At 68.4% G+C, this 26,974-nt stretch carries 26 protein-coding genes and 1 pseudogene; 16 read left to right on the top strand and 11 right to left on the bottom strand.

The window, feature by feature from the left end; translation table 11 throughout:
- Positions 1-59: 59 nt before the first annotated feature.
- The 3 genes from htpG to C6570_RS05515 form a co-directional block, all read right to left on the bottom strand.
- The gene (htpG, locus tag C6570_RS05525) at positions 60-2,150 is read right to left on the bottom strand and encodes a molecular chaperone HtpG (protein WP_106702333.1); all 2,091 of its coding nucleotides are present in this window, start codon (positions 2,148-2,150) and stop codon (positions 60-62) included.
- A gap of 165 nt (positions 2,151-2,315) precedes the next feature.
- Positions 2,316-3,134, bottom strand: coding sequence for a pseudouridine synthase (locus C6570_RS05520; RefSeq protein ID WP_170100123.1), 819 nt, complete (start codon positions 3,132-3,134; stop codon positions 2,316-2,318).
- Between the two features lie 175 nt (positions 3,135-3,309).
- Positions 3,310-4,338 (bottom strand): SLAC1 family transporter, encoded by a 1,029-nt coding sequence (locus C6570_RS05515; RefSeq protein ID WP_106702331.1) that lies wholly within the window; start codon positions 4,336-4,338, stop codon positions 3,310-3,312.
- A 199-nt stretch (positions 4,339-4,537) separates the two neighbouring features.
- Here C6570_RS05515 and C6570_RS05510 point away from each other — a divergent pair, with 199 nt between their 5' ends.
- From C6570_RS05510 to C6570_RS05445, 13 genes are all read left to right on the top strand, one after another.
- A complete protein-coding gene (locus C6570_RS05510) occupies positions 4,538-5,554 on the top strand; it encodes a sulfate ABC transporter substrate-binding protein (RefSeq protein ID WP_106702330.1) in 1,017 nt (338 codons plus the stop codon).
- A 53-nt stretch (positions 5,555-5,607) separates the two neighbouring features.
- Complete coding sequence (locus tag C6570_RS05505) at positions 5,608-5,871, top strand: hypothetical protein (RefSeq protein ID WP_106702329.1); 264 nt, start codon at positions 5,608-5,610, stop codon at positions 5,869-5,871.
- Positions 5,872-5,905: 34 nt separating this feature from the next.
- Entirely contained in the window at positions 5,906-6,103 is a 198-nt protein-coding gene (locus tag C6570_RS05500; RefSeq protein ID WP_106702328.1) for a hypothetical protein, read from the top strand.
- A 30-nt stretch (positions 6,104-6,133) separates the two neighbouring features.
- Positions 6,134-6,601, top strand: a complete 468-nt coding sequence (locus C6570_RS05495; RefSeq protein ID WP_106702327.1) for a rhodanese-like domain-containing protein — start codon at positions 6,134-6,136, stop codon at positions 6,599-6,601.
- Between the two features lie 55 nt (positions 6,602-6,656).
- Positions 6,657-7,604 (top strand): serine O-acetyltransferase EpsC, encoded by a 948-nt coding sequence (epsC, locus tag C6570_RS05490; RefSeq protein ID WP_106702326.1) that lies wholly within the window; start codon positions 6,657-6,659, stop codon positions 7,602-7,604.
- A complete protein-coding gene (locus C6570_RS05485; protein WP_106702325.1) occupies positions 7,604-7,903 on the top strand; it encodes a helix-turn-helix domain-containing protein in 300 nt (99 codons plus the stop codon). Before epsC ends, C6570_RS05485 begins: the two co-directional genes overlap by 1 nt.
- Positions 7,904-7,994: 91 nt before the next feature.
- Positions 7,995-8,933, top strand: coding sequence for a family 2A encapsulin nanocompartment shell protein (locus tag C6570_RS05480; RefSeq protein ID WP_106702324.1), 939 nt, complete (start codon positions 7,995-7,997; stop codon positions 8,931-8,933).
- Between the two features lie 15 nt (positions 8,934-8,948).
- Positions 8,949-10,991, top strand: coding sequence for a family 2A encapsulin nanocompartment cargo protein cysteine desulfurase (locus C6570_RS05475; protein ID WP_211297648.1), 2,043 nt, complete (start codon positions 8,949-8,951; stop codon positions 10,989-10,991).
- A gap of 67 nt (positions 10,992-11,058) precedes the next feature.
- The gene (locus C6570_RS05470; protein WP_106702323.1) at positions 11,059-11,964 is read left to right on the top strand and encodes an EamA family transporter; all 906 of its coding nucleotides are present in this window, start codon (positions 11,059-11,061) and stop codon (positions 11,962-11,964) included.
- Positions 11,965-12,198: 234 nt separating this feature from the next.
- Positions 12,199-13,194, top strand: coding sequence for a sulfate ABC transporter substrate-binding protein (locus C6570_RS05465; protein ID WP_106702322.1), 996 nt, complete (start codon positions 12,199-12,201; stop codon positions 13,192-13,194).
- A gap of 248 nt (positions 13,195-13,442) precedes the next feature.
- Positions 13,443-14,321 (top strand): sulfate ABC transporter permease subunit CysT, encoded by an 879-nt coding sequence (gene cysT, locus C6570_RS05455; protein WP_106702321.1) that lies wholly within the window; start codon positions 13,443-13,445, stop codon positions 14,319-14,321.
- Between the two features lie 61 nt (positions 14,322-14,382).
- Complete coding sequence (gene cysW / locus C6570_RS05450; protein ID WP_106702320.1) at positions 14,383-15,279, top strand: sulfate ABC transporter permease subunit CysW; 897 nt, start codon at positions 14,383-14,385, stop codon at positions 15,277-15,279.
- A gap of 72 nt (positions 15,280-15,351) precedes the next feature.
- Positions 15,352-16,443, top strand: a complete 1,092-nt coding sequence (locus C6570_RS05445; protein WP_106704530.1) for a sulfate/molybdate ABC transporter ATP-binding protein — start codon at positions 15,352-15,354, stop codon at positions 16,441-16,443.
- Positions 16,444-16,593: 150 nt separating this feature from the next.
- On the opposite strand, the gene C6570_RS18485 is transcribed toward C6570_RS05445, so the two are convergent.
- Positions 16,594-17,589 carry an IPTL-CTERM sorting domain-containing protein gene (locus tag C6570_RS18485; protein ID WP_123812212.1) on the bottom strand — a complete coding sequence of 332 codons (996 nt, stop codon included), beginning with the start codon at positions 17,587-17,589 and terminating at the stop codon, positions 16,594-16,596.
- 379 nt (positions 17,590-17,968) lie between these two features.
- Between C6570_RS18485 and C6570_RS05435 the strand changes: the two genes are divergently transcribed.
- The gene (locus tag C6570_RS05435; protein ID WP_106702318.1) at positions 17,969-18,361 is read left to right on the top strand and encodes a universal stress protein; all 393 of its coding nucleotides are present in this window, start codon (positions 17,969-17,971) and stop codon (positions 18,359-18,361) included.
- 96 nt (positions 18,362-18,457) lie between these two features.
- On the opposite strand, the gene C6570_RS05430 is transcribed toward C6570_RS05435, so the two are convergent.
- The 3 genes from C6570_RS05430 to ssb all read right to left on the bottom strand — a co-directional run bounded on the left by C6570_RS05430 (position 18,458) and on the right by ssb (position 20,639).
- A complete protein-coding gene (locus C6570_RS05430) occupies positions 18,458-19,450 on the bottom strand; it encodes a DUF2145 domain-containing protein (protein WP_245896306.1) in 993 nt (330 codons plus the stop codon).
- A 60-nt stretch (positions 19,451-19,510) separates the two neighbouring features.
- Positions 19,511-19,993, bottom strand: coding sequence for a hypothetical protein (locus C6570_RS05425; protein WP_106702317.1), 483 nt, complete (start codon positions 19,991-19,993; stop codon positions 19,511-19,513).
- 133 nt (positions 19,994-20,126) lie between these two features.
- Positions 20,127-20,639 carry a single-stranded DNA-binding protein gene (gene ssb, locus C6570_RS05420; RefSeq protein ID WP_106702316.1) on the bottom strand — a complete coding sequence of 171 codons (513 nt, stop codon included), beginning with the start codon at positions 20,637-20,639 and terminating at the stop codon, positions 20,127-20,129.
- An 81-nt stretch (positions 20,640-20,720) separates the two neighbouring features.
- Here ssb and C6570_RS05415 point away from each other — a divergent pair.
- Positions 20,721-21,983 (top strand): annotated as a pseudogene (locus C6570_RS05415) (chloride channel protein); the annotation flags it as partial.
- A gap of 64 nt (positions 21,984-22,047) precedes the next feature.
- Here the strand turns inward: C6570_RS05415 and C6570_RS05410 are convergent.
- The 4 genes from C6570_RS05410 to C6570_RS05395 all read right to left on the bottom strand — a co-directional run bounded on the left by C6570_RS05410 (position 22,048) and on the right by C6570_RS05395 (position 26,505).
- On the bottom strand, positions 22,048-23,274 hold the full coding sequence (locus C6570_RS05410) for an MFS transporter (protein WP_106702315.1): 1,227 nt from the start codon (positions 23,272-23,274) through the stop codon (positions 22,048-22,050).
- Positions 23,275-23,713: 439 nt separating this feature from the next.
- Positions 23,714-24,481 (bottom strand): class II glutamine amidotransferase, encoded by a 768-nt coding sequence (locus C6570_RS05405; protein WP_106702314.1) that lies wholly within the window; start codon positions 24,479-24,481, stop codon positions 23,714-23,716.
- Between the two features lie 10 nt (positions 24,482-24,491).
- A complete protein-coding gene (locus tag C6570_RS05400) occupies positions 24,492-25,994 on the bottom strand; it encodes an MFS transporter (protein ID WP_106702313.1) in 1,503 nt (500 codons plus the stop codon).
- Positions 25,995-26,250: 256 nt separating this feature from the next.
- On the bottom strand, positions 26,251-26,505 hold the full coding sequence (locus C6570_RS05395) for a cysteine-rich CWC family protein (protein WP_106702312.1): 255 nt from the start codon (positions 26,503-26,505) through the stop codon (positions 26,251-26,253).
- A 75-nt stretch (positions 26,506-26,580) separates the two neighbouring features.
- On the opposite strand from C6570_RS05395, the gene C6570_RS05390 reads away from it, so the two are divergent.
- A complete protein-coding gene (locus tag C6570_RS05390) occupies positions 26,581-26,958 on the top strand; it encodes a TraR/DksA family transcriptional regulator (RefSeq protein WP_164675495.1) in 378 nt (125 codons plus the stop codon).
- Positions 26,959-26,974: the final 16 nt, after the last annotated feature.

Below are 26,974 nucleotides of genomic sequence, written 5' to 3'. Positions count from 1 at the left end.
CATTTCAAAAATGATAGCTGCCAGCGCTGGATACACCAGCGCTGGCAGCCGATTTCACATCAAACCAGCAGCGCATTCACGCGCCGCACGTAGGCCGCCGGGTCGGTCGGCATGCCGCCTTCGGCCAGCAGCGCCTGGTCGAACAGCACGTGGGCCAGGTCGTCAAAGCGCGGCGTGCCGGCTTCCAGCGTTTCCATCTTCTTGACCAACGGGTGCTCGGCGTTGATTTCCAGCACGGGCTTGGTTTCGGGCACGGGCTGGCCGGCTTGCTTGAGCATGCGCGCCAGCTGCATGCTCATGCCAGCGTCCTTGACCACCAGGCAGGCCGGCGAATCCACCAGGCGCGTGGTGACGCGCACGTCTTCCACCTCGCCCTTGAGCGCTTCCTTGAGCTTGTCCAGCAGCGGCTTGACCGATTCGGCGGCCGCTTCGGCGGCTTTCTTCTCGGCTTCGTCCTGCAGATCGCCCAGGTCCACCGCGCCCTTGGCCACCGACTGCAGCGGCGTGCCTTCGAATTCGGGCAGGTACGACAGCGCCCATTCGTCGACGCGGTCGGTCATCAGCAGCACTTCGATGCCCTTTTTCTTGAACACCTCCAGCTGCGGGCTGTTGCGCGCGGCGGCGGGCGTGTCGGCGGTGATGTAGTAGATCGCCTTCTGCCCTTCCTTCATGCGCGCCTTGTAGTCGGCGAAGGACACGGTTTCGCCCTCGGCGGTGGTCGATGCGTAGCGCAGCAGCTTGGCGATGCGGTCGCGGTGCGCGTTGTCTTCGCCCAGGCCTTCTTTCAGCACGGCGCCGAAAGCACCCCAGAAGATGGCGTATTTGCCCGGCTCTTTCGCCTTGTCTTCGGCAAATTTGACGGCCGTGTCGGCGGCGGTGGGCGCTTCGCTCTTGTCGACCACGTCGGTCACGGCGTCGCCGTGCAGCTCGGTCGGTTCGGGCGCGGGGGTGGCGTCGCCGGTGCCCACGTCGATCTTGCCTTCGGCGTTGGCGGCCTCGGCGGCGTCGGCGCCGCCAGCGGCCTGCTCGTCCTTGGCCATGCCTTCCAGCATGCTCAGCACGCGGCGCGTGTTGCCGTCGCGGATGGCGCGCACGTCGCGGCTTTCCTGCAGCAGCTCACGGCTGACGTTCAGCGGCAGGTCGGCCGAATCCACCACGCCCTTGATGAAGCGCAGGTAGCGCGGCATCAGCTGCTCGGCGTCGTCCATGATGAAGACGCGGCGCACGTACAGTTTGATGCCCGCCTTGCGGTCGCGGTCCCACAGGTCCATGGGCGCGTGGCTGGGCAGGTACAGCAGCTGCGTGTATTCGGTGTTGCCCTCGACGCGGTTCAGGCTCCAGGCGAGCGGCGGCTCCCAGTCGTGCGCCAGCTGCTGGTAGAAGTCCTTGAACTGCTGGTCGGTGATGTCTTTCTTGGGGCGCGTCCACAGCGCGTTGGCCTGGTTGACGGTTTCCCACTCGCCGGTCTTGGCCATGTGGCCGGCCTGGCCTTCTTCCTTGCCTTCGACCCAGGTTTCGCCTTCCATCTTGATGGGCAGCGAGATGTGGTCGGAATACTTGCCGATCAGCTCTTTCAGGCGCCAGCCGTCGGCGAATTCCAGCGCGTCTTCGCGCAGGTGCAGGATGACGCTGGTGCCGCGCGCTTCGCGGGTGATGGTTTCCACCTCGAAGTCGCCATCGCCCTTGCTCGTCCAGCGCACGCCTTGGTTGGCGGGCAGGCCGGCGCGGCGCGATTCCACGACGATCTTGTCGGCCACGATGAAGCCCGAGTAAAAGCCCACGCCGAACTGGCCGATCAGCTGCGAATCGGCCTTCTGGTCGCCCGACAGCTTGCTCATGAAATCCTTGGTACCGCTCTTGGCGATGGTGCCCAGGTGGGCAATCGCCTCGGCCTCGCTCATGCCGATGCCGGTGTCGGTCACGGTGAGCGTTTTCGCGGCCTTGTCGGTGGCAATGCGCACTTCCAGCTCAGGCTGGTCGCCGTACAGCGCCGGGTCGGCCAGGGCTTCGTAGCGCAGCTTGTCGCAGGCGTCGGAAGCGTTGGAGATCAGTTCGCGCAGGAAGATCTCGGGGTTGGAATACAGCGAATGGGTGACCAGGTGCAGCAGCTGCGCCACTTCGGCCTGGAAAGCATGTTTTTGGGTGCTCATGGGTGTCGATCAGGTCGGTGAACAAAAACAAGTGAGGGGCAGCGGCGCCAGCCAAGCCGGATGGGCGCGCCCGAGTCCCCTAAATGAGGGTGAATCCGCCCCGTTCAAGCCTGGCGCGCGGCGGGGCGGCGGCGGCCAAGGCGGTGGCGGGCAGACGGCGCGGCGTCAAAACCGCTCGTTCGGCCCCAGATAGCGCCACTGCCCGGCTGGCAGATGCCCCAGCGTGACGCCGCCAATGCGCACGCGCTTGAGGCCGGTGACCTTCAGCCCCACCGCCTCGCACATGCGGCGGATCTGGCGCTTCTTGCCTTCCTTGAGGATGAAGCGCAGCTGCTCGGGGTTTTGCCAATCCACGCGCGCGGGGCGCAGCGGCTTGCCGTCCAGGCTCAGGCCGTGGCGCAGGCGCGCCAGTTGCGCGGGCGGGAAGGCGGCCTGCACGTTCTGCACCAGGTCGCCATAGGCCACGCGCACGAGGTATTCCTTTTCCACGTCGGAATCCTCGCCAATCAGCTGGCGGGCGATGCGGCCGTCCTGCGTCAGCACCAGCAGGCCGGTGGAATCGATGTCCAGCCGGCCGGCGGGCGCCAGCCCCTTGTGCTGGGCCGACGCAAAGCGCGTGCGCGAAGGGTCTTCGCGCCAGTGGTTGCGCGCCTGAAACAGCGCGGCCGCGGGCTCGTGCCCGTCCTCGGCCTGGCCGCTGACGTAGCCCACGGGTTTGTGCAGCAGCACGGTGACGCGCTCGGCCTGCGCGGCGTCGGCGCGGCGGTCCACGGTCACGCGGTCTTGCGGGCCAACCTTGGTGCCCATGGCGGCCACCTGCCCGTTGACCAGCACCCAGCCGCGCTCGATCCATTCGTCGGCCTCGCGGCGCGAACACAGGCCCATGTCGGCCAAGCGTTTGTTCAGGCGAACGCCGGCGGCGGGCACAGCCGGCGCGGCGGCCTCGGGCCGGGGTGCGCGGCGGAAAGTGGGGGCATCGGACATGGCTGAATTATCGGGGCGGCTGCGCGGGCGGGGCGCCACAGGCAGGTGTCGCGCACGCCGATCACTATTATTCTGATAGCTGCCAGCGCTGGTACAGCCTGCGCCAGGGGCCATTTTCATTCACAAGTCTGGCTGGCGCTGCGGCGCTCAGCCCGCGCCGCGCAGCGCCCGCGCTTCACTGCGGGCCGGGTGGCTGGCCAGAGCCCGGCACGGCGACGATGGCGACCGGCTCGGCCTGCAGCAGGGAACCCTCGCGCACGCCCTTCCAGGTGGCCATGCCCAGCAGCACCGTGACGACCGACGCCACCGCCAGCGACACCATGCCGATCAACTGAAGCTGCGGAAACTGCATGGCCAGCCGCAGGGTCAGCGCCGCGAAGGCCGACAGCGGAAAGCCCAGCGCCCAGAACGCGATCGAGAACGGTTGCGCCAGCATGCGCCGTACGGTGTGGGCGCTCCACAGCAAAAAGAACAGCGCCACGCCCCAGCACATCCACGCCAGCACCGGCGCGCCGCCCAGGGCCAGCGCGCCCGTGCCCATCACGGCCGGCGGCGCCACGGTGATGAAGGTCAGCGGCAGCAGCCTTTCAGACCACACGCCCTGCACGGCGATGCGCGCCAGCAGCAGCGCCAGCACCACCGGCCACAGCAGCGCGCCCACGCCAAACTGCGCCGCCGACCAGACGGGCGCGTCCAGCGCCACGCCCGCCAGCGGCGCCAGCAGATTGCCCACGGCGGGCAGCAAAAGCGCCGGCGTCACGGCAGGCCAGCCCAGCGCGCGGCCCTTGTCGGCGCTCAGCCACCGCCCGGCCACCCACACGGTGGCGGCCATCTGGGACAGCGAGCCCAGCCACCACAGCGCCGCCACCCAGGGCTCGGCCCCGACCAGCCAGGTGGCGGCGGTGGCCAGCAGGATCAACGAAATCGGCAGCGCCGCCACAAAAGCGTGGCGCACCGGGTGCGACAAATCGCCCGCCAGCGCCGCTGCGTGGTGCTGCCACCGCAGCGCAGAAAACAAGCCCAGCGCCAGAAACAGCACCGCGGCCACGCCCGCCAGCACGATCGCCCCGGCGCCGGCCATTTCCCCCATCAAGGGCACGGCACGGGCCCAGGCCAGCGCCAGGCCGGCCAAGCCCATGACCATGGCAAACCAGTTGAGCGAGAGGTGGCGCAAAGCCTGTGAACGGTCTGATGCGGGCGACATGCCGAAATCATGCCACGCGGGCTGGCGCTGCCCGTCTGGCGCGGGCCGCCCGCGCCCGTGACCGCCCCTGGTCCGCACAAAGCGCCCAGGCGCACCTCACTCTGCGCATAAGCAAACAAAAAATGATTCGTTCGCTTTTGCGGGGCCCGGCGCGACCATCGCCTTCCTGATTGACCCATCCAACGATAAAGGCCTTCCCATGTCTCTTCGCCGCCGCACCGCCCTGAACGCGCTGGCCGCCACCGCCCTGCTTGCCACCACCGTGTCCGCCTGGGCGCAGCCGGCGCCGGTAACGCTGCTGAACGTCAGCTACGACCCCACGCGCGAGTTCTACGTCGACTTCAACAAGGCGTTTTCCGCCCACTGGAAGGCCAAGACCGGCCAGGCCGTGACCATCAAGCAGTCGCACGGCGGCTCGGGCAAGCAGGCGCGGTCGATCATCGACGGGCTGGAGGCCGACGTCGCCACGCTGGCGCTGGCCGGCGACACCGACGCGCTGCACACGCACGGCAACTGGATTCCCAAGGACTGGCAAAAGCGCCTGCCGCACAACAGCTCGCCCTACACATCCACCATCGTGCTGGTGGTGCGCGAAGGCAACCCGAAAGGCATCAAGGATTGGGACGACCTGGTCAAGCCCGGCGTGAAGGTGATCACCCCCAACCCGAAAACGTCGGGCGGGGCGCGCTGGAACTACCTGGCCGCCTGGGAATACGCCAAGCGCAAGTACGGTGGCGACGCCAAGGCGAAGGACTTTGTCGGCCGCCTGTACCAGAACGTGCCGGTGCTGGACACGGGTGCGCGCGGCTCGACCATCACCTTCGGGCAGCGCAACCAGGGCGACGTGCTGATCGCCTGGGAGAACGAGGCCTACCTGCTTGAGAAAGAGTTCGGCACCAAGTTCGACGTGGTGTACCCCAGCCTGTCGATCCTGGCCGAGCCGGCCGTCACCGTGGTCGACAAGACGGTGGACAAACGCGGCACGCGCCCGGTGGCGCAGGCGTACCTCGAATACCTGTACAGCGACGAAGGCCAGGACCTGGCGGGCAAGCATTTCTACCGCCCCATCTCCGACAAGGCGATTGCCAAGTACGCCAAGCAGTTTCCCAAGCTGAACCTGTTCACCATCGACCAGGCCTTTGGCGGCTGGACGCAAGCGAGCAAGCTGCACTTTGCCGACGGCGGCCAGTTCGACCAGATCTATACACAGAAATAAGCCCCAGCGCTGGCCGCACCTGCGCAACGCGCTATGTTTTCAGGAGTATCGCCATGAGCACACGCACCCACCTCGCCGCCGCACAAGCCGTGCTGAGCGTCACCGCCCGCGACTGGGGCGTGACCGATGAGATGCGCTGCGTGGGCGGGTCAGCGGTGGCGCTTGCCCCTGTGCGCGTGCGCGCCGCCCTGCCGACCTTGCCTGGGCGCGCCAAGCTGGGCCAGGCCGTGCGCGCCCCACGGGCCGGCAGCGACGTGACGGCCGAGCAATGGCCCTACTGGCCCACCTACCCCGGCCTGGCCGCCGGCTGGCGCTGAGGTGGTCTGGCGGAAAACCCAAGGCGCATCCACCATGTTGTTCACCCGGCCCCACACCCACTGGCGCGGCACAGAGCCCACGGACTGGGGCGCTGCCCCGTTCGACACGCCGCCCGGCGCGGCCGACGCCGCAGCCCCCCATTCCACGCGCCACGGCATGGGCCTTGGCGAGCGCATCGCCATCCTCGCCGCGGCCATCGCCCTGCCGCTGATCGCTTGGTGGCTGCGCTGAGCGAATCCACCCCCAACGAATCGAGACACCATGAGCACGCTGGATACCCTGAGCCCCGCGCTGGAAGCCTTGCGCGACATCGAACACCAGGCGGCCGACCAGGGCCTGCCGTTTCACGGTCAGGTGCCGCCCAAGCTGGCCTGGGCACTGGTCGAAGCGGGCGACGCCCGCCTGGTGGACGTGCGCACCGCCGAAGAACGCAAGTTTGTCGGCCATGTGCCCGACAGCCTGCACGTGCCGTGGGCCACCGGCACCGCATTGACGCGCAACCCCCGCTTCGCCCGCGAGCTGGAAGCCAAGGTGGGCAAGGACAGCACCGTGCTGCTGCTGTGCCGCAGCGGCAAGCGGTCGGCGCTGGCCGCCGAAGCCGCCGCCAAGGCGGGCTTCACGCACGTTTTCAACGTCCTGGAAGGCTTTGAAGGCGAGATCGACACCGACCAGCACCGCGGCGGCAGCGACGGCTGGCGCTATCGCGGCCTGCCCTGGGTGCAGGACTGAGGCCGCGCCCTGCTTTAGTACCTCACCGCCCTTCAACGCCTTCCCGCCTCTAGCCATGACGCGCCACGACGACCTTGCCCACACCTTGCCGCTGGACATCGGCCAGATCGTTGCCGAGCTGCGCGACGCCCGCACCGACTGGCGCCTGGCCCAGGGCCGGTCACTGGAGCCGCGGGGCCGAGACCTGCCTTCGCGCGAAGTCTTGCGGGGCTTGATGGTCGATCTGCACGGCCTGCTGTTTCCGATGCGGCTGGGCCCGCCCGACCTGCGCCAGGACGCAGAAGACTTCTACATCGGCTCTACCCTGGACCGCGTGCTGCACACGCTGGGCGAGCAGCTCCAGCTGGAGCTGCAGCACTCGGCCCGCCACGCACACCTGTCGCCGCGCGAGGCCCAAAGCCGCGCCGCGCACATCGTGCGGGCGTTCGCCGCGTCGCTGCCGGCCACGCGCCGCATCCTCGACACGGACGTGCTGGCCGCCTACCACGGCGACCCGGCGGCGCACAGCGTGGACGAAGTGCTGCTGTGCTACCCCGGCGTGCACGCCATCATCAACCACCGCCTGGCGCACACGCTGTACAGCCTGGGTGCCACGCTGCTGGCGCGGTTGATCGCCGAGCTTTCGCACGCCACCACCGGCATCGACATCCACCCCGGCGCGACGATCGGCGCGTCGTTCTTCATCGACCACGGCACGGGCGTCGTCATTGGCGAAACCGCCGTCATTGGCCAGCGCGTGCGCATCTACCAGGCCGTGACGCTGGGCGCCAAGCGCTTTCCCACGGACGAGACGGGGCAGCTCAAGAAAGGCGCGCCGCGCCACCCGGTGATCGAGGACGACGTGGTCATCTACGCCGGCGCCACGGTGCTGGGGCGCATCACCATTGGCGCTGGCGCAACGCTGGGCGGCAACGTCTGGGTCACGCACAACGTGCCTGCGGGCGCGCAACTGGCGCTGTCGCACTCACAGGACGCCGCAGCCACTTCGCCGGAGCCGATCTGATGACCTCGCCCGCCGCTGCCGAACCTTTTTCACTGGACATCGCCGCGCAGTTCGGCCTGACGCTGCGCTGCCAGCGCGACCAGCGGCGCTGGTCGCAGGAGCGCCTGGCGGCGGCCGCCAACCTGAACCGCACCTATGTGGGCGAGCTGGAGCGCGGTGAAGCCGTGGCTTCGCTGCAAACCGCGCAGAAGCTGGCGAGCGCACTGGGCATCGAGCTGAGCGCGTTGGTGCTGGAGGCCGAGCACCGCCACCGCCTGGCCAGCCAGCGCCGCCACGTGTTGATGGGTATAGCCGGTTGAGGCAGACCCGCCTCGCCAAGACACTTGAACGCGTCCGGTAGCCCCTGCGCTGCCACCCCACTTTTCTTTTCCGACTCACGGAGTGACTCACATGACAGCCACCGTCGGCGGCACCACCGCCCTGGGCGATCTGGCCGCGCGCCAGCTTGCCAACGCCACCAAGACCGTTCCGCAGCTTGCCACCATCACCCCGCGCTGGTTGACGCACCTGTTGCAATGGGTGCCCGTCGAAGCCGGTATCTACCGCCTGAACAAGGTCAAGAACCCCGAGGCCATCAAGGTCACCTGCACCGCCAAGGAAGAAGAAAACCAGCTGCCACGCACCTACGTGGACTATGAGGAAAACCCGCGCGAGTATTTCCTCAATGCCGTGAGCACCGTGCTGGACGTGCACACGCGCGTGTCCGACCTGTACAGCAGCCCGCACGACCAGATCAAGGAGCAGCTGCGCCTGACGATCGAGACGATCAAGGAAAATCAGGAAAGCGAGCTGATCAACAACCCCGACTACGGCCTGCTGGCGCAGGTGACCGAAGACCAGCGCATCTTCCCGCTGTCTGGCCCGCCCACGCCCGACGATCTGGATGAGCTGCTGACCAAGGTGTGGAAAGAGCCCGCCTTCTTCCTGGCCCACCCGCTGGCGATCGCCGCCTTCGGCCGCGAAGCCACGCGCCGCGGCACGCCGCCGCCGACGGTGAGCCTGTTCGGCTCGCAATTCATCACCTGGCGCGGCGTGCCGCTGATTCCGTCGGACAAGGTGCCCGTGGCCGATGGCAAGAGCAAGTTCATCCTGCTGCGTGTGGGCGACAAGCGCCAGGGCGTGGTCGGCCTGTTCCAGCCGGGTCTTCCGGGCGAGCAGGGCCCCGGCCTGTCGGTGCGCTTCATGGGCATCAACAACCACGCGATTGCGTCGTACCTGATCTCGCAGTACTGCTCGCTGGCCGTGCTGACGCCCGACGCGCTGGCCGTGCTGGACGACGTGGAGATCAACCGTTACCACGACTATTCCGCGCTGGACACCTACAAGTAAAGCGGCGCACGCACCATGACCACAGCTTCCCCACCCGTGGCCGTGCCACCGGGCCTGGAGGCGCCGATCGATCCCGCCCAGCTGGCGCGCCTGGCTTCGGCCATGTTCGCGGCGCTGCCCGGTGAAGCGGCCGGCCCGTCTGGCCTGGCGTCGGTGGCCGGCCTGCCCGTCACGCCGCCAGCCCAGCTGCCCGGCGCCGGTCAGTTGGCGCAGCCCGCTGGCGTGCAGGCGCCGGTGAACATCGCCCCGCCCGGATCGCCGCTGGCCAGCCCGGCGGGCTTCGGCCCTTCTGTGCCCGGCACGCCGCTGCCGCAGGGCGTGCTGCCCGGCGGCAATATGCTGCCGGCTTCGCCCACGCCCCTCGCCTCCCTGGCGCATCGCGCGCCCGCCTTGGTGCCGCACGCGCAGTCCGGCAACGGCCTGCCCGATCTGGTCACCAGCACCTTGCCGGCGTACGAGCCGCGCTTTGGCAGTGCGGTGCTGGGGGTGCCGCAAGCCACGGGCGCCAGCACCCAGTCGGCCACGACGCAACCAGCGGCGGGCGCCGCCCCCTACTACTTCTTGAACACCGGACACGGCCAGCCAGCACCCGGCAAGGCCGACCTGGCACCCGCCGCAGATCCGCTGGACGCCCTCGCCCGCTCGCCGTTTGCCACGGCATCGGTTCCGCAGGCCACGTCAGCGCCTGCGCCCCACGACGGGCCGCAAGGCGCATTGGCGGGCGAACCGCGCTACTACTTTGTGGATTCGGTGGTATTGCCCTCGGGCTACGTCACCCCCGCCACGCCCGGCGCGCGCACCCCGGCACCGCTGGCTGGCGCGGATCGGCATCCGGCGTTTGACGTGCACGCCGTGCGGCGCGACTTCCCCGTCCTGGCCGAGCGCGTGAACGGCAAGCCGTTGGTCTGGTTCGACAACGCGGCCACCACGCACAAGCCCAGGTCGGTGATCGAGCGCATCGCGTACTTCTACGAGCACGAGAACTCCAACATCCACCGCGCCGCGCACGAGCTGGCAGCGCGCGCCACCGATGCCTATGAAGGTGCGCGCGAGCGGGTCAAGCGCTTTATCAACGCGCCGGATGTGAACGAGGTGATCTTCGTGCGCGGTACCACCGAAGCCATCAACCTGGTGGCCAAGAGCTGGGGCGGCCAGCACGTCGGTGAAGGCGACGAAATCATCGTCAGCAACCTGGAGCACCACGCCAACATCGTGCCGTGGCAGCAGCTGGCCGCCGCCAAGGGCGCCAAGCTGCGCGTGATCCCGGTGGACGATTCGGGCCAGGTGCTGCTGGACGAATACCGCAAGCTGCTGAACGACCGCACCAAGATCGTCGCCGTCACGCAGGTGTCGAACGCGCTGGGCACCGTGGTGCCGGTGAAGGAGATCGTCGATCTGGCGCACCGCGCGGGCGCCAAGGCCCTGGTCGACGGCGCGCAGTCCGTCTCGCACATGCGGGTGGACGTGCAGGACATTGGCGCGGACTTCTTCGTGTTCTCGGGCCACAAGGTGTTCGGCCCCACCGGCATTGGCGTGGTCTGGGGCAAGCGCGAAGTGCTGGAAGACATGCCCCCGTGGCAGGGTGGCGGCAACATGATTGCCGACGTCACCTTCGAGAAGACCGTGTTCCAGCCCATCCCGAACAAGTTCGAGGCGGGCACCGGCAACATCGCCGACGCGGTGGGCCTGGGCGCGGCCATCGACTACGTGAACCGCATCGGCATCGAGAACATCGCGCGCTACGAACACGACCTGCTGGTCTACGGCATGGATGCCCTGCGCCCCATCAAGGGGCTGAGGCTGATCGGCACGGCGGCCGACAAAGCCAGCGTGATGTCTTTCGTGCTTGACGGCTACAGCACCGAGCAGGTGGGCCAGGCGCTGAACGACGAAGGCATTGCCGTGCGCACCGGGCACCATTGCGCGCAGCCGATCCTGCGCCGCTTCGGGGTGGAGACAACGGTGCGGCCCTCGCTGGCTTTCTACAACACCTTTGACGAGATCGACCGCCTGGTGGCGGTGGTGCAGCGGCTGGCCTCGCAGCGGCGCGCGGGCTGATCGCCACGGCGGGGGCCTGCGCCCCTGCCGGCGTCCGCCCTGGTGCACCGGGCGCTACAGTCGCGCCATGACCTCCACCTCCACGGCGCAGCGGGCGCCGTTTCTTTCGTCTCTGGTGCCGTTTCTGGCGGTGCTGGGCTCGGTGACGGCGCTGGGCCTGGGCACATCGTGGGCCAAGCACACGCTGTTTCCGGCGGTGGGCGCGCAGGGCACCACGGCGCTGCGCGTGGGGTTTTCAGCGCTGCTGCTGCTGGCGCTGTGGCGCCCGTGGCGTTGGCGCCTGGCGCCGCGCGACGTGAAGGCGGTGCTGCTCTACGGTGTCACGCTGGGGCTGATGAACCTCAGTTTCTACATGTCGCTGCGCAGCATTCCCTTCGGCGTGGCGGTGGCGATCGAGTTTGCCGGGCCGCTGGCCGTGGCCATCCTCGGCTCCCGCCGGGCGCTGGATTTTGTGTGGATTGCGCTGGCGATCGTCGGCCTGGCATTGCTGCTGCCCGTGGGCGTTGGCGACACGCATCTGGATGTGATCGGCGTGCTGTGGGCGCTGTCCGCGGCCACGTTCTGGGCGCTCTACATCATCTTTGGCAAGCGCCTGGGCCACTTGCATGCCGGGCATTCTGTGGCGCTGGGGCTCACGGTAGCCGCGCTGGTGGTGTTTCCGTTTGGGGTAGCGCACGCGGGGGCGGCGCTTTTCACGCCCGGCGTGTTGCTGGTGGCGGTGGGCGTGGCAGCGGTGTCCAGCGCGATCCCGATTTCGCTGGAGATGGTGGCCCTCAAGCGCCTGCCCAAAGAGGCTTTCGGGATCATGATCAGCATGGAGCCCGCCGTGGCCGCCCTGCTGGCGCTGTTGCTGCTGGACGAGCGCCTGAGCGCCGCCCAATGGCTTGCCATCGGCCTGATCATGGCCGCCTCGGTGGGCTGCGCGGCCACTTCACGGCGGGCAGCGCCCACCACCGAAACTCTCGCTGCATGAGTCGCCCTACGCTTTCCGAGCCCGTCGCCGCCGGCCCTCGCCCGATGGCTGCAAGATGCGCGCCGAAGGCGCTATCGCAGCCGGGTTGAACGCGCTGGCGTGGCTAAGGTAGCGCGCAGAGGATTTGCTGCTTATTCGGAATTCGACATAAGAACAGAAAAACAAAGTCGTTTGTATTGGATGGGCGCGCTCCCACAATCGTGCCTATCTTTGCTCTCTTGCCGATCGATTTTCATGAAAACAACGCTGAAACTGACGCTGGGCGCCGTTGCGCTGGCCGCCGCATCCCTGGCATCTGCCCAAACCACGCTGCTGAACGTGTCGTACGACGTGGCGCGTGAGTTCTACAAGGACATCAACCCCGCCTTCATCGCCAGCTACAAGAAAGCCACGGGCAAAGACATCAAGGTAGACCAGTCGCACGCGGGCTCCAGCGCGCAGGCGCGCGCCGTGGCCGACGGCCTGGACGCCGACGTGGTGACGATGAACACCACCACCGACATCGACTTCCTGGCCGACAAGGGCGTGGTGGCCAAGGACTGGCGCAACAAGTTTCCCAACCACGCGGCGCCCACCACGTCCACCATGCTGTTCCTGGTGCGCAACGGCAACCCCAAGAACATCAAGGACTGGGACGACCTGATCCGCCCCGACGTGAAGGTGGTGGTGGTCAACCCCAAAACCGGTGGCAACGGCCGCATGGCCTATCTGGCCGCGTGGGGCCAGGTGCGCGCCAAGGGCGGCACCGACGCCCAGGCGCTGGACTACGTGACCAAGCTGTACAAGAACGTGCCGGTGCTGGCGCGCGGCGGTCGTGACGCCACGGGCGTGTTCCTGCAGCGGGGCATCGGCGACGTGCTGATCACCTTCGAATCCGAAGTGGTGTCGGTGGACAACGAATTCGGCAAGGGCAAGGTGGACGCCATTCACCCCAGCGCCAGCCTGATCACCGAAAACCCGGTGGCCGTGGTGGAGCGCACGGTGGCCAAGAAAGGCACGGCCGAGCAAGCCAAGGCCTACCTGGACTTCCTCTACTCGCCCGAGGGGCAAGAGATTGCCGCCAAGCACAACATCCGCCCCAGCAACGAAGCCATCCTGAAGAAGTACCCCCAGTTCAAGCCGATCAAGCTGTTCTCGGTGAACCAGTACTTCGGCTCGTTGGCTGAAGCGCAGAAGGTGCACTTCAACGACGGCGGCCAGTTCGACAAGCTGTACCAGCCGAGCAAGTAATCCCCCCTGAGCGGCTGCGCCGCTTCCCCCCGCTCTCTTCGCGCTGCGCGCTGCGGGCGAGGGGACGCCGCCAGCGCTGCGGGGCGGCCCTTGCGCGGCGGCCGCTGGGTGTGGCGCCTTATCGACCTTAAAAGGCCTTCCGCTGATCGCGCACTTGGCCCGGCAACCGAGATCCGGCGATCAACCATTTATAAGTGTTTTAGGCCTCCAGCGCTTATCAGTCAAGCGCGGGCAGCTATCAAATTGATATGAGTACCGCGACCCTTTCCTCCCCCGGCACGCTGGCGCCGCCGCGCCGGCGCGCCGCGCGGCGTGTGCTGCCGGGCTTCAACATCACGCTGGGCTACACGGTGCTGTACCTCAGCCTGATCGTGCTGATCCCACTGTCGGCGCTGGTGTTCAAGACCTTGTCGATGACCTGGCCCGAGTTTTGGGCCGCCGTCAGCTCGCCGCGCGTGGTCGCGTCGTACCGGCTGACCTTCGGCGCTTCGCTGATTGCCGCGCTGGTCAACGTGGTGGCGGGTCTGCTGATCGCCTGGGTGCTGGTGCGCTACCAGTTTCCGGGCAAGAAGATCGCTGACGCGCTGGTCGACCTGCCCTTTGCGCTGCCCACCGCCGTGGCGGGCATTGCGCTGACGGCCATCCTGGCGGGCAACGGCTGGATCGGCCAGTACCTGGAGCCGCTGGGCATTCAACTGGCGTTCAAGCCCGCGGGCATCGTGGTGGCGCTGATCTTCATCGGCCTGCCCTTCGTGGTGCGCACCGTGCAGCCGGTGCTGGAAGACACCGAAAAAGAACTGGAAGAAGCCGCCGCCTGCCTGGGCGCCACGCGCTGGCAAACCTTCTGGCGCGTGATCTTCCCGGCCATTGCGCCGGCGCTGCTGACTGGCTTTGCCATGGCCTTTGCGCGCGCGGTGGGCGAATACGGCTCGGTCATCTTCATTGCGGGCAACATGCCAATGGTCTCTGAAATCACGCCGCTGATCATCATCGGCAAGCTGGAGCAGTACGACTACGCGGGCGCCACCGCCGTGGCCTCGGTCATGCTGCTGATCTCTTTCATCCTGCTGCTGATCATCAACGGCCTGCAGGCCTGGGGCCGCCGCCGCTACGGGGGTACGGCATGAGCACCGCACGGCCGATCCGAAGGTGCTCGCACCCGCAGTCCGAAGGACGGAGGGTCACCCGATGAGCGCAGGCATTCCCAAACGCGTCAGCACCACCGAATCGCGCGGTGTGCGCTGGCTGCTGACGGCGCTGGCCCTGGGCTTCATGGGCCTGTTTCTGGTGCTGCCGCTGGCGGCCGTGTTCGTCGAAGCGCTGCGCGGCGGCTGGCAGGCCTACTGGGACGCGCTGAAAGAGCCCGACGCGCTGGCCGCCATCCGCCTGACGCTGCTCACCGCCGCCATCGCCGTGCCGATGAACCTGGTGTTCGGCGTGGCCGCCGCCTGGTGCATCGCCAAGTTCGAGTTTCGCGGCAAGTCGTTCCTGACGACGCTGATCGACCTGCCGTTTTCCGTCTCGCCCGTGGTGGCGGGCCTGATCTACGTGCTGGTGTTTGGCGCGCAAGGCTGGTTGGGCCCTTGGCTGGCCGAGCACAACATCAAGATCGTCTTTGCCGTGCCCGGCATCGTGCTGGCCACCGTATTCGTCACCTTCCCCTTCATTGCGCGCGAGCTGATTCCGCTGATGCAGGCGCAGGGCACCGACGAAGAGCAGGCCGCGCAGGTGCTGGGCGCCAGCGGCTGGCAGACGTTCTGGCACGTGACGCTGCCCAACATCAAGTGGGGCCTGGTGTACGGGGTGATCCTGTGCAATGCGCGGGCGATGGGTGAATTCGGCGCGGTGTCGGTCGTGTCGGGCCACATCCGCGGGCAGACCAACACCATGCCGCTGCACGTCGAGATTCTGTACAACGAATATCAGGGCGCCGCCGCCTTCGCCGTGGCTTCGCTGCTGGCGCTGCTGGCCATCGTCACGCTGGTGCTGAAGTCGATCGTCGAATGGCGCCATGCGCGCGAGCTGAAGGCGGGCGCCGAGATGCTGCCGCCGGAGCCGGTTCCGCCGCACCTGAGCGCCACCTGATTGATTTGAATGAAATTAGGCTCTGGCGCCCGCCCCATCAGCGCCAGCAGCTATAGATTTGAAAGCAAGAACATGAGCATCGAGATCCGCCATGTCACCAAGCAGTTTGGCAGCTTCCGCGCGCTGAACGACGTCAGCCTGGACATCGAATCGGGCGAGCTGGTCGCGCTACTGGGCCCGTCGGGCTGCGGCAAAACCACGCTGCTGCGCATCATCGCGGGCCTGGAATCGGCCGACACGGGCAGCATTCTGTTTTCAGGCGAGGACACCACCGAGGTGCACGTGCGCGACCGGCAGGTGGGCTTCGTGTTTCAGCACTACGCGCTGTTTCGCCACATGACGGTGGCCGAGAACGTGGCCTTTGGCCTGCGCGTGAAGCCGCGCAGCCAGCGCCCCAGCGACGCGCAGATCAAGGCCAAGGTGACCGACCTGCTCAAGCTGGTGCAGCTGGACTGGCTGGCCGACCGCTATCCCTCGCAACTGTCGGGCGGCCAGCGCCAGCGCATCGCCCTGGCACGCGCCCTGGCCGTCGAGCCGAAGGTGCTGCTGCTGGACGAACCCTTCGGCGCGCTGGACGCCAAGGTGCGCAAGGAGCTGCGCCGCTGGCTGCGCCGCCTGCACGACGAACTGCACGTGACCAGCATCTTCGTCACGCACGACCAGGAAGAAGCGCTGGAAGTGGCCGACCGCGTGGTCGTGATGAACAAGGGCCAGATCGAACAGGTGGGCACGCCCCAGCAGGTGTGGGAACAGCCCGCCAGCCCCTTCGTTTACGGCTTTCTGGGCGACGTGAATCTGTTTCGCGGCCGCGCCAGCGACGGGCAGATGCAGGTGGGCGACTGGCAGCTTGCCGCGCCAGAAGTCGCCGGCGCCTTGGGCGCGGACGCCATGGCCTTCGTGCGGCCCAGCGACCTGGTCGTGTCGCGTTACGTTGCCGGCGCGCCCGGCCTGGCGGCACGGCTGGATCGCGCCCTGGTGGTGGGCCCCATCGCCCGGCTGGAACTGGTGCCCGCCGAGGGCGACACCACCCAGCTGCTCGAAGCGCACCTGGGCGCCGAGGAATACCGCGCGCTGCAGCTTAAAGAAGGCGACACCGTGCTGGTGTCACCCCGCAAGGCGCGCGTTTTCCTTGAAACGACCGACGACCCTGCGGCGATGATCTGACAGGCGGCCGCGCGGGCGGGCAGCCTGAGCCGAGCCAACCGGACACGGCCAGAGCATTCATCTCGTCCGTCACCCTGCAAAACAAAAGGCGGGCCATGCCCGCCTTTCTTTAGCGCGCCCGGCCAGCGGCCAGGCGTTGCGTTGCGTGGATCACGCTCCTGCGGACGCGCGGCGGCGCATTCCGCGCATGCCCAGCGCCGCCGCAGCAGCACCCAGCACCAGCAACGACCATTCGCCCAGCGTAGGCACTGCAGCAGGGGCAGCCGTCGGCACGATGGACACGAAACCGGCCGTGCCTGCGGTCGCGCGTGTGCGCGCCGCAGAAGCACCGCCGCTACCACCCACGCCAGTGCCCGAGGGCGCCGCGCTGGTCGCAACGCCAGAAACGCCTGCGCCGGTGTAGCAGGACTGACCTGCGCCGCCGCCCGTTGCAGCGGTTCCGTTATCGACACCGGCCGTACCGGCGGTACCCGCGCCGCCGCCACCGCCGCCGCCGCCACCGCCGTCGACGCTGGGCTGAAGGCCTGCCGCGCCAGCGCCAAGGCTGCCGCAGCTCCCATTCGGAGCTGCTGCTGCGCCCGAGCCGCCGTTCAAAGCCGACGTGGTGCCTGAGCCGCCGCCACCGCCACCGCCACCGGCGGCGTGCACGACGTTGCCCGCCACGGTCACGCTGCTCGAGCCGCCGCCGCCGCCGCCGCTACCGCTGGCCCCTTGCGCGCCAGCCAAACCGCCCACGCCACCCGAGGCGGCACCGGAACCCGCTGCCCCGCCCGCAGCGGGGTTGGGATCGTTGTCGGATGTGCCGAGACCGCCGCCGCTACCCACCATGACGTTCACCGTGCTGCCGGGCGTGACAGCAATGACCGCCTGCACGCTGGCCGCGCTGCCGCCCGTGCCGCCATTGCCGCCTTGGCGGTCGTATCCGCCGCCACCGCCGCCGCCACCGACGACCTGAACGGTGATCGACGTCACCCCTGCAGGGACTTGATAGGTGTGGGCGCCCGCTGCGCTGAAATCGTCGGCATATGCGCCAGCGGCGATCGTCATCGCTGCTGCTGCGACAGCGGCCCGCACGAATGCTTTGCTGCCCGACTTGGGCAGACCTGCCTCGGCTTTCCAATAGCCTGATGCGTGGTTGTTGTGCATGGATATTTCCTCCGGGAAGATGGGAAGCTCACCCGCGTCGATGCACTGGTTAAACCGATTTTGGCGCCGCCTCATGCCATGAATGCACGAGGTGCGAGGTGCTGACGCCAGCCTATGTCACCTTAGCTAAGGTGTGCAGGCGCTCTCATTGTAGGCAGCATCAGGGCGTCAAAGCATGGGTCGCGAGTACACAGGTCGGAGCATCCCGGACGAACGGAAGGCATACCCCCCCGCAGTGTGGCGTAAGCGATACGCATCGACCTCGTCGCCTGGGCGACGGTGACATCAGGCTTTCCCTCTCCCCCCGCGGTGGCGGTGCCCCTATGCTGTCGCCGATGCGCCCGATGGCGTGTCTTATTTACCCTTAGAAAGGCTACACATGACCATTCTCGTCGCCTATGTGGCGCGCCCCGAAGGCCGGGCCGCACTGGACAAAGGCATTGAAATCGCCACCCGCCGCAATGAAGCGCTGGTGGTCGTCAACGCGGGCCCGGGCGGGCGCGACAGCCATGACGGCGTGGTCGACGGCTACGAAGGCGAGCGCGTGGCCGACCGCTTGGCCGCGCTGCCGGTGCCGGCCGAGTTCAAGCACTTCGTGCGCGGCCGCGGCACTGTGGAAGAGATTGAAGAGCTGGTGGACACGCTGCCTGCCTCGCTGGTGGTGATTGGCCTGCGCCGCCGCTCGCCCGTGGGCAAATTGCTGCTGGGCAGCACGGCACAAGAGATCCTGCTGGGTGTGAATTGCCCGGTGCTCGCCGTCAAGGCGGATTGAGCCATCCCAAGGCGAGAAGCTGCGCTGGCTGCTGCGTGCGGACCACCGCTCCGCAGCCAGCGCTTCAACGCAGATGTCTGCCGCGCGGCTAAACGCTCATTGCGCAAAACGCTGAACACGATCCCCCGCCTCGGGTGAGCAGCTTTCGCCGATCGCCCGCCACCCCTCGCGCACAACGATCTGCTCGGTGTCGTGGCAGAACTCCAGGCGGCGTGCGCCGGGCCACCGGGCGTGCACCCAGGCTTCAATATCTGTTGGCAGGCTGGTCTGGAAGACCAGGCCCAGCTGGGTGTCCCGAGGGTGGTCGTCAAGGTGGACGAGCGGCACAAAGCCTGCGGCCAGCTTGGTGAGGTGGGAATCGACGGTGATGGGCCGGGGCGCGTAGCCGGTCTGCTGCAGCCAGGCCTGCGCGCGCCCGCGCAGCGCAGCGGGCTGGGTGGCCGACAGCGCTTGCGGGGGCCCCCAGGCGGTGGCCAGCAGTTCAGCCACCCATTGATTGCAGTTTTGATAGCGCACGCTGAAGGGGTACGCGTTGGCGCTGTACTGCGCGGCCAGCAGGGGCGCGAAGCGGGCGCGATCGACTGCCGTGGCTTGCAGCGCGTCGCCGGGCGCCATTGGCAGAAACACGATGGAGACATAGGCGAGATCGGGTGCGTCGGCACTCAGAACAAAGCCTGCCAGGCCCTGATCGAACAGGCGCGGCCTGCCCAACTCACAGTCGTAATACAGCTGGCGCACCGACCACGGCACGTCACCGTCCGACGCCAGCAGCACGCCGCTGTGCGAATAGCGCAGCTTGAAACGGCTCAAGTCCAGGCCGCTGCGCGCAATCAGCGCGACTTGTTCGCCACTTTCCCGCAAAGCCTGGCGAACCACGGCAGCAAACTGCAAGACGCGGTCGCGTTGCTGCACGGTCTGCGGCTTGCCGTTGGCACAGAACTGCGCCGACAAGGCGGTGCTGCCGCCAATTCCACCCGCTTCACTCGTTTGCGAGCCAGCCGATGCGCAGGTGAAAAAGACCGACAGTGCCGCGCCTACGACACCCGCACGCAGGCTGAAGGCTTTACGTCGGTGCGAAGGCTGTTTCAAGCGAGATAGGGGTTGCGGCGGCGCAGCCCTTCAGCAACCGGATGGCCCGCGCGCCACGCCTCACTGCGTCAACGGGCGCGAATCCAGCTCGGCACTCCACGCGTCGGCCAGCACAAGGTAGAAGGGCTTTTCCGCCCGGGCGAACTGCACCCCGTAGTCACGCCGCTGCGCCTGCAGCGTATCGCCCGTGGACGGAACTTCGCCGCCAAACGCGCCAACCGGCACGTTCAATACGAAGGCTTGCGCACCTTCCATGCCCTGCGGCGCCAGGCCCAGGCGCACCGTGCCGGCGGGTAGATCGGGCGTGACAGCCGTCACGCGGTAGGTGCCGTCCTGAACCAACGCGGTCTTGTCGCCGCGCGAGCTGCTGCCGCTGGAGCCCTCAATCGAATTGGACGAACCCTTGAGCGATACCGAGCCCGCGCTGCTGGCGGAAACACCCGCCGAAGAGCCCCCGGCAACGATGCTGTCGGCCAGCGCCGGGGCGGCTGCGCATGCCAGCGTGCAAATGGCGAGGGTGGCGCGAACAAAGGGGAAGGTCATGTCGCTGTCGGCTCAGGAATTGCGGAAACCGGAGCATAGCCGCCCACCGGCCGCCCACCAGCGCTGCACATGCAACAAGACTTCTCGAAGCAAACCGTGCCCGGCGGGCGCCAGCGATGGCGTTCTGCGGCCGTCAGAACGGAATGTCGTCGTCCATGTCGTCAAAGCCCGACGACGAGGACGGTGCAGGCGCGGGGCGCGGGGCCGGCGCACGCGGGGCCGCAGCGGGTGCAGCGCGGCGAGGCGCTTCGTATCCGCCGCCGCCACCGCCGTAGCCACCCTCGTCACCGCCACCGGGGCCGCCCATGCCCTGGCGGCTGCCCAGCATCTGCATGGTGTCGCCGCGCACTTCGGTGCTGTAACGGTCAGCGCCACTCTGGTCCTGCCACTTGCGCGTGCGCAGGCTGCCTTCAACGTACACCTGCGATCCCTTGCGCAGGTACTGAGCGGCGATTTCGGCCAGGCGGCCGTTGAAAACCACCGAATGCCATTCGGTGTGTTCGCGCATCTCGCCGCTTTGCTTGTCTTTCCACTTGTCGGTGGTGGCGATGCGCACGTTGCAGACCTGGTCTCCGCTGGGGAACGTGCGGGTTTCGGGGTCGCGGCCCAGGTTGCCGACGATGATGACTTTGTTGACGGAGGCCATGGCGTTGTCTCGCAGATGCAGGTGCCGTAAACGCCCGATTCTGACACGCCCGGCGCGCGCTGCGTGCCACAATGCCACGGCATGTCAGAGCGGCCAAGCCAGGATCCAGATTTCTACCGCCATCTGCGCAGCGAGTTTTCGGACGGCTGGCGCTGGCTCGACCGGGCGGTCGTGCTGGCCTATGGCGCTGTCGCCGGGCTGGTGGTGGTGGCGTTCACCCTGCTCAGCTACGCCGCCTTCAAGTTCTACGAAGCGCTGGCCGATACGGCGCCCGGCTGGTTCATGCTGCTGTGGACACCCGCCGTCGCGGCGGGCATCGTCTGGCTGACGCGGCGCTTCTACCCTACGGCGGCGGGATCGGGCATCCCCCAGGTCATCGCCGCGCTCGATCCTTCGCTGGACAACCGCAGCCGCGCGCGCCTGGTATCGCTTCGCCTTTCGGCCGCCAAGGTCGTGCTTTCGTCGGCGGGCCTGCTGGGCGGCCTGTCGGTGGGGCGCGAAGGGCCGTCGGTGCAGGTGGCCGCCGGGGTGATGCTGCACAGCCAGCGCTGGCTGCGGCACCGGCAGTCGCTGGTCAACCCCTACATGCTGCTGGTGGCGGGCGGCGCGGCCGGTATTGCGGCGGCGTTCAATGCGCCGCTGGCGGGCGTGGTGTTTGCCATTGAAGAGCTGTCGCGCAAGTTCGAGGCGCGCTACAGCGGCGTGATCATCGCCGCCATCGTGCTGGCGGGCCTGATCGGCGTGTCCGCCTTTGGCAACGTGGCGTATTTCGGCAGCATCCAGGTGGCGCCGCTGGGCTGGCGGCACGTGGTGCCTTCGCTGCTGGTGGCCATGGTGTGCGGCCTGGCGGGTGGGCTGTTCGCCAAGCTGATGATCGTGTCGCTGGGCGGGCAATCGCCCGACCGGCTGAGCGCCCTGCGCCGCACCCGCCCGGTGGCGTTTGCCGCGCTGCTGGGCCTGCTGATCGCCGTCATCGGCCTGGCCAGCGGCGGCCTGACGGCGGGCAGCGGCACCGAGGCGGCGCGCCACCTGCTGCGCGGCGAGCACCAAGTGCCCGGCGCCGAGGTGTTTGGCCTGCTGAAGTTCATCACCACCTGGCTGACCGCTTGGAGCGGCGTGCCCGGCGGCCTGTTTGCGCCTTCTCTGTCGATTGGTGCGGGCATCGGCTACGACCTGTCGCTGCTGACCGAGGGCCACATCAACGTGGCGCTGGTGGCGATGGGCATGGCCGGCTTTCTGGCGGCCGTCACGCAGGCGCCGCTCACGGCCTTCATCATCGTGATGGAGATGATCGACGGGCGCCCGGTGGTGTTGTCGCTGATGGCGGTGGCCATGGTGTCAGCCGCCATCTCGCGCATGATCAGCCGCCCGCTTTACGAGACGCTGGCCGACCGCATGGTCGCCACCGCTATCGAGTGGCAGGCGAGCGAGGCTGCGCGCCGGGCGCGTCTGGCGGCGCTGGCCGCCGCGGCGTCGGCGCCGGAACCACCTGCGCCCAGCCCAGCAGCAGCCACAGCAGCGCCAGCGCCGACGTTGCCGCAAACACCCCCGTCGGCCCCCACGCCTTGAGCACCAGCCCGCCCAGGGCGCCGCCGGCAAACAGGCCCAGCGACTGCAGCGTGTTGTAAACGCCCAGCGCCGCGCCGCGCGCCTGCGCGGGCGCCAGGCGCGAAATCAGGCTGGGCTGGCTGGCCTCCAGGATGTTGAAGGCCACGAAAAACCCGAACAGCGTGATGCCCAGCGCCCAGGCGCTGGGGTGGCGCGGCGCCAGCGTCAGCAGCGCCAGCTGCACCACCACCAACAGCGCCACACTGCCACGCAGCACCTGCCGCAGTTGGCCCCGCCGCTCCAGCGCGAACAGGCCGCCCAACAGCACGAAAGACCCCATCACGGCGGGCAGGTAGATGTGCCAGTGCTCGGCCTTGGGCACGCCAGCCTGCACCAGCAGCGCCGGCACCACGCCCCACATGGCCATTTGCACCGTGTGCAGCACGAACACGCCCAGGTCCAGCCGCCACAGGCTGGGGTGCATCCACACATCGGCCAGCCGGCCGCGCGGCACGTCGGCGTGGCGCGTGGGTTCGGCAGGGGTGATCCACAGCACCACGGCGATGCCGACCAGCGCCAGCAGCGCCGTCAGCCAGAACAGGCCCGACAAGCCGACGGCGCCCGCCAGCGGCGGCGCGGCCATCAGCGAAATGGCGAAGGTCAGGCCAATGCTGGCGCCCACCAGCGCCATGCCCTTGGTGCGCACTTCGTCGCGCGTCAAATCGGCCAGCAGCGCGGTGACGGCGGCCGATATGGCGCCGGCACCTTGCAGGGCGCGGCCCGCCACCAGCATCTGCACGCTGCCGGCCATGGCGGCCACGGCACTGCCCAGCGCGAACACCAGCAGGCCCAGCACGATGATCTTCTTGCGCCCGAAACGGTCCGACGCCAGGCCCAGCGGCACCTGCATGACCGCCTGGCTCAGCCCGTACACGCCCATGGCCAGGCCAATCAGCGCCGGGTCATTGCCGCCGGGCAGCTTGGCCGCTTCCAGCATGAACACGGGCAGCACCAGGAACAGCCCCAGCATGCGCAGCGCGAAGATCGCCGCCATCGACAGGCTGGCGCGCCGCTCTTGATCGGTCATGCGGTGGGTGTCGGGCGCGGCGGCAGGGGCCGCGGTGGCGGAGGGTGCGGGGTGGGCGGACATGCAGGCTGGGTGCGGGCCGGCGCCAGGGTTGCGCCGCTCGGGTCAACCCTTATTGTCTCGCATCGGTCATGCGGGGTGGTGCGCTGAGCCACGCGGCGCCCGCGGGCGGGGCGGGGCCGCACCGGCATGGCGGATGGGCGCCTGGCGCGGCGTGCAGGCTATTGCTACCAATAAAATAGCTGCCAGCGCTGGTGGCTGCTGCGCCATAGGCCGATTTGACCCTTGATCGTTCTAATTGACACAGCGGCCTGCGAAACCCTGGCTGCGCAGCGCGCCCAAAGCAATCAACTTCTGTTTTGATAGCTGCCAGCGCTTTCCCCGCCTGCGCCAGAGCCCGATTTAAGCAATCAATCAGGTCGACCGCGCCGCCCGGCCTTCAATCGGCCAGCGGCGTGCCGTCCACGAACACGCGCAGCTCGCCGGGCGCGAAGGGTGTCCAGCTTTCGTTGCTGGTCAGCGGGGTGGTGGCGATCACGGCCACGCGGTCGTGGGGCGTGGTGTGGTCGGCAAAGTTGACGGTCAGGTCTTCGTCGGCCAGCTGGGCGCTGGCAAACGGGTGCTGGCGCACGATGTAGCACAGCTTGGTGGACGCGTGCGCCCACAGCGCCTCGCCGTTGGACAGCAGGAAGTTGAAGGTGCCGTGGCACGCCACCTGGGGCACCAGCTCGCGCAGGGTGCGGGTCAGCTCGTGCACCGGCGGCACGGTGGCGTGCGCCTTGGCCAGCTCCTGCATCAGCCAGCAGAAGGCCTGCTCGCTGTCGGTGTTGCCCACGGGGCGAAACTGTCCGTGCAGGCGCGGCGCGTAGTCTTTCAAATCGCCGTTGTGGGCGAACACCCAGTAGCGGCCCCACAACTCGCGCACGAAGGGGTGGCAGTTTTGCAGCTTCACCTCGCCCACCGTGGCCTTGTGGATGTGCGAAATGACCAGCTTGCTCTTGATGGGGTAGCGGCGGATCAGCTCGGCCACGGGCGAGTCGCACGCGGCCGTAGGGTCGATGAACTGGCGCACGCCCCGGTCTTCAAAAAAGGCGATGCCCCAGCCGTCGGCGTGGTGGTCGGTGCGGCCGCCGCGCTGGGCAAAGCCGGCAAAGCTGAAGGTCACGTCCGTCGGCGTGTTGCAATTCATTCCCAACAACTGGCACATGGCCGGCAGTCTAGCGTGTTGGCGGCAGGCGGCTGTGCGAGCCCAGGCCGCGCGCGGCCAGCATGGCCAGGGCGCACAGCGCGGCCAGCATGACGAAGACGTCGTCGAACGCGGCCAGGCGCGCCGCCGGGTGGGCGTTGTCGGCCAGCGTGGCGCCGTGCACGGCCAGGCGCCATTCCAGCGCCACGCCGCACAGGCTGACGCCGGCCGCGCCGCCCAGCATGCGGATGAAGTTGATGGCGCTGGGGCCTTGGGTAAGCAGCGATCGGTCCAGCCCGCGCATCGCCCCCAGGTTGAGGGACGGCAGGATAAAGCCCAGCCCGATGCGCCCGATGATGGTGAAGGCGATCAGCAGCCACAGGCCCGATTGCAGGCCGATGGTGACCATCAGCGTGAAAGACAACGCCAGCAGCGCCAGCCCCATGTTGACCAGCCAGCTGGCGGGCGTGGTGTCGGCCCAGCGGCCCACCAGCGCAATCGCGCCGGCCAGCACCAGACCGGCCGGCAGCATCACCGCGCCGACGCTGGAGGCCGACAGGCCCAGCGCCATCTGCATGTACACCGGCAGCAGGTAGGTAGAGCCGAACAGCGCCGTGCCATAGCTCAGCGCCACCAGCGCGCCCATGGCGAAGGGCCGCCAGGCGAACAGGCGCAGGTCCATCAACGGGGCCTGGCCACGCCGCGCACGGCGGCGCTCCCACCCCACGAAGGCGATGCCGCACACCACGGCCAGCGCCAGCAGGCCCCACGCGCGCTGGGGCGGGCCTTCGCGCAGCGACACCAGCCCGTCCAGCAGCGCCAGCGTGCCCACGGTGCCCAGCACCAGGCCGCCCCAGTCCAGCCGCTCGTCGCTGCTGGCGGCCACGCCGCCGGGGGCCGAGGTGGGCACGTAAACGCGCGCCAGCCAAATCGACGCCACGCAGAACGGGATCACCATGAAGAAGATGGACCGCCAGCCAAACCAGTCCACCAGCAGCCCGCCCACCGACGGGCCCACGGCCGGCGCCAGGATCACGCCCACGGTGAACAGCGAGATGGCGCGCCCCTGCTCATGCGGCTGGAAGGCCCGCATGATGATGATGGCCGGAATGGGCTGCAGCACGCCAGCGGCCAGCCCTTCGATAACGCGCGCGGCCAGCACCAGCGGAAAGCTTTGCGCCACGCCGCCCAGGATGCCGCCGGCCATCAGCACCACCATGCAGCCGACGTAGGTGGCGCGGTAGCCAAAGCGCGCCAGCAGCCAGGGCGTGGTCAGCATGGTCACCGTGCTGGCCACCATGAAGCCGCTGGACACCCACTGCGCCATGGATTGCGCCAGGTGAAACTGGTGCGCCAGCGCCGGGATGGCGACGTTGACCACCGTGGACGACATGATCGACGCGATGGTGCCGACCATCACCGCCACCAGCAGCCGCCAGCGGTAGTGCTCGCCATGCCGCTCGCGCAGCGCCTGAGAGGTGCTGTTGGAAACTGGCGCGGATGGCGCGGATGAAAGGTCAGGCGGGCCAGACATGTAGGCCGAAAGGATACTGCCGATGCCGCCGGCGCGCTGGGCTGCGCGGCATAGCCGCCAAGGGGGGCGGCGGCGCGGCCTGCAGGGTTGGCGCGCCACACAGCCCATCGCCGGGCCGCACCAGCCTATTCACAGTGTTTTAGCCGTTCAGCGCAGGTGGCATCAGCGCTGGCAGCTATTGTATTTGGAGCAAACGCCGGCGTGGGCGAATCAGGCGCTGCCGCTTATCGGCGGGGCTGCCCTGCTGGCGCCGGCATCAGGCGCCCTCTCGCGCCGCCGCCTGCGCCGCGCAGCGCGCGCAGATGCAGGCGCGGCGGCGCGCGGCGGCGGGCACCTTCTCCAGCAGCGCGGGCGGAAAGCTGGCGGCCATGCACCAGCACGCGGCGGCCGCCTTCGGATCGGCGCCGGCCGCCGCCATCGCGCAGCCGTTGGGGCCGCCGCAAAGCGGGCAGCGGGTGGCGTCGATACCGGGGCTGGCGGCGCAGGTAGACACAAGGTGGGGCGCGGTCATGTGGGTGGTATTCTGAGCGATCACCCGCCGCGCCGCGCGCGGCGCCCCGGCATGAGCAACGAAGAGAGCCACCCCATGAGCGAAGGATTGAGCGCAGCGCAACTGAAAGAGCTGAAAGACATGCTGCTGGCCCGGCGCAAGGCGCTGACGGCAGAGATGGACCAGAACATCGAGAACCTGGCGCCGCCCGAAGTCAACGCCGGCAGCGTGTCGCAGGACGAAAACGCGCGCCTGCGCAACCAGACGCGCGAGGTGGACGCTGCCCTGACCAACCTGGACATGGCCGACATCGCCCGCATCGACCGCGCGCTGGAGGCGATGGACGAAGGCAGCTACGGCGTCTGCGCGCGCTGCGGCTGCCACATCCCGTTCGAGCGGCTGAAGGTCGAGCCCATGACCCAGCACTGCGTGAAGTGCAAGGGCGAGCTGGAACAGGCCGCCGCGCGCGCCTGACGCACTGGCCGGGCGG

It is taken from the genome of Ottowia oryzae, assembly GCF_003008535.1.
GTDB classification, from domain to species: domain Bacteria; phylum Pseudomonadota; class Gammaproteobacteria; order Burkholderiales; family Burkholderiaceae_C; genus Ottowia; species Ottowia oryzae.
The sequence above is the reverse complement of the archived record's forward strand: the minus strand, read 5'-3'. Positions and strand labels throughout refer to the sequence as shown.

Excerpts from the sequence above, each read along its gene's own strand:
- C6570_RS05510 (WP_106702330.1), top strand. The coding sequence starts at position 4,538 with ATGTCTCTTCGCCGCCGCACCGCCCTGAACGCGCTGGCCGCCACCGCC.
- C6570_RS05470 (WP_106702323.1), top strand. The coding sequence starts at position 11,059 with ATGACCTCCACCTCCACGGCGCAGCGGGCGCCGTTTCTTTCGTCTCTG.
- C6570_RS18485 (WP_123812212.1), bottom strand. The coding sequence starts at position 17,589 with ATGCACAACAACCACGCATCAGGCTATTGGAAAGCCGAGGCAGGTCTG.
- C6570_RS05410 (WP_106702315.1), bottom strand. The coding sequence starts at position 23,274 with ATGACCGATCAAGAGCGGCGCGCCAGCCTGTCGATGGCGGCGATCTTC.
- C6570_RS05480 (WP_106702324.1), top strand. The coding sequence starts at position 7,995 with ATGACAGCCACCGTCGGCGGCACCACCGCCCTGGGCGATCTGGCCGCG.
- C6570_RS05485 (WP_106702325.1), top strand. The coding sequence starts at position 7,604 with ATGACCTCGCCCGCCGCTGCCGAACCTTTTTCACTGGACATCGCCGCG.
- C6570_RS05400 (WP_106702313.1), bottom strand. The coding sequence starts at position 25,994 with ATGTCTGGCCCGCCTGACCTTTCATCCGCGCCATCCGCGCCAGTTTCC.
- C6570_RS05395 (WP_106702312.1), bottom strand. The coding sequence starts at position 26,505 with ATGACCGCGCCCCACCTTGTGTCTACCTGCGCCGCCAGCCCCGGTATC.
- C6570_RS05520 (WP_170100123.1), bottom strand. The coding sequence starts at position 3,134 with ATGTCCGATGCCCCCACTTTCCGCCGCGCACCCCGGCCCGAGGCCGCC.
- C6570_RS05435 (WP_106702318.1), top strand. The coding sequence starts at position 17,969 with ATGACCATTCTCGTCGCCTATGTGGCGCGCCCCGAAGGCCGGGCCGCA.
- C6570_RS05445 (WP_106704530.1), top strand. The coding sequence starts at position 15,352 with ATGAGCATCGAGATCCGCCATGTCACCAAGCAGTTTGGCAGCTTCCGC.
- C6570_RS05475 (WP_211297648.1), top strand. The coding sequence starts at position 8,949 with ATGACCACAGCTTCCCCACCCGTGGCCGTGCCACCGGGCCTGGAGGCG.
- cysW (WP_106702320.1), top strand. The coding sequence starts at position 14,383 with ATGAGCGCAGGCATTCCCAAACGCGTCAGCACCACCGAATCGCGCGGT.
- C6570_RS05495 (WP_106702327.1), top strand. The coding sequence starts at position 6,134 with ATGAGCACGCTGGATACCCTGAGCCCCGCGCTGGAAGCCTTGCGCGAC.
- epsC (WP_106702326.1), top strand. The coding sequence starts at position 6,657 with ATGACGCGCCACGACGACCTTGCCCACACCTTGCCGCTGGACATCGGC.
- C6570_RS05505 (WP_106702329.1), top strand. The coding sequence starts at position 5,608 with ATGAGCACACGCACCCACCTCGCCGCCGCACAAGCCGTGCTGAGCGTC.
- C6570_RS05515 (WP_106702331.1), bottom strand. The coding sequence starts at position 4,338 with ATGTCGCCCGCATCAGACCGTTCACAGGCTTTGCGCCACCTCTCGCTC.
- C6570_RS05405 (WP_106702314.1), bottom strand. The coding sequence starts at position 24,481 with ATGTGCCAGTTGTTGGGAATGAATTGCAACACGCCGACGGACGTGACC.
- C6570_RS05500 (WP_106702328.1), top strand. The coding sequence starts at position 5,906 with ATGTTGTTCACCCGGCCCCACACCCACTGGCGCGGCACAGAGCCCACG.
- C6570_RS05465 (WP_106702322.1), top strand. The coding sequence starts at position 12,199 with ATGAAAACAACGCTGAAACTGACGCTGGGCGCCGTTGCGCTGGCCGCC.
- cysT (WP_106702321.1), top strand. The coding sequence starts at position 13,443 with ATGAGTACCGCGACCCTTTCCTCCCCCGGCACGCTGGCGCCGCCGCGC.
- C6570_RS05390 (WP_164675495.1), top strand. The coding sequence starts at position 26,581 with ATGAGCGAAGGATTGAGCGCAGCGCAACTGAAAGAGCTGAAAGACATG.
- C6570_RS05425 (WP_106702317.1), bottom strand. The coding sequence starts at position 19,993 with ATGACCTTCCCCTTTGTTCGCGCCACCCTCGCCATTTGCACGCTGGCA.
- ssb (WP_106702316.1), bottom strand. The coding sequence starts at position 20,639 with ATGGCCTCCGTCAACAAAGTCATCATCGTCGGCAACCTGGGCCGCGAC.
- htpG (WP_106702333.1), bottom strand. The coding sequence starts at position 2,150 with ATGAGCACCCAAAAACATGCTTTCCAGGCCGAAGTGGCGCAGCTGCTG.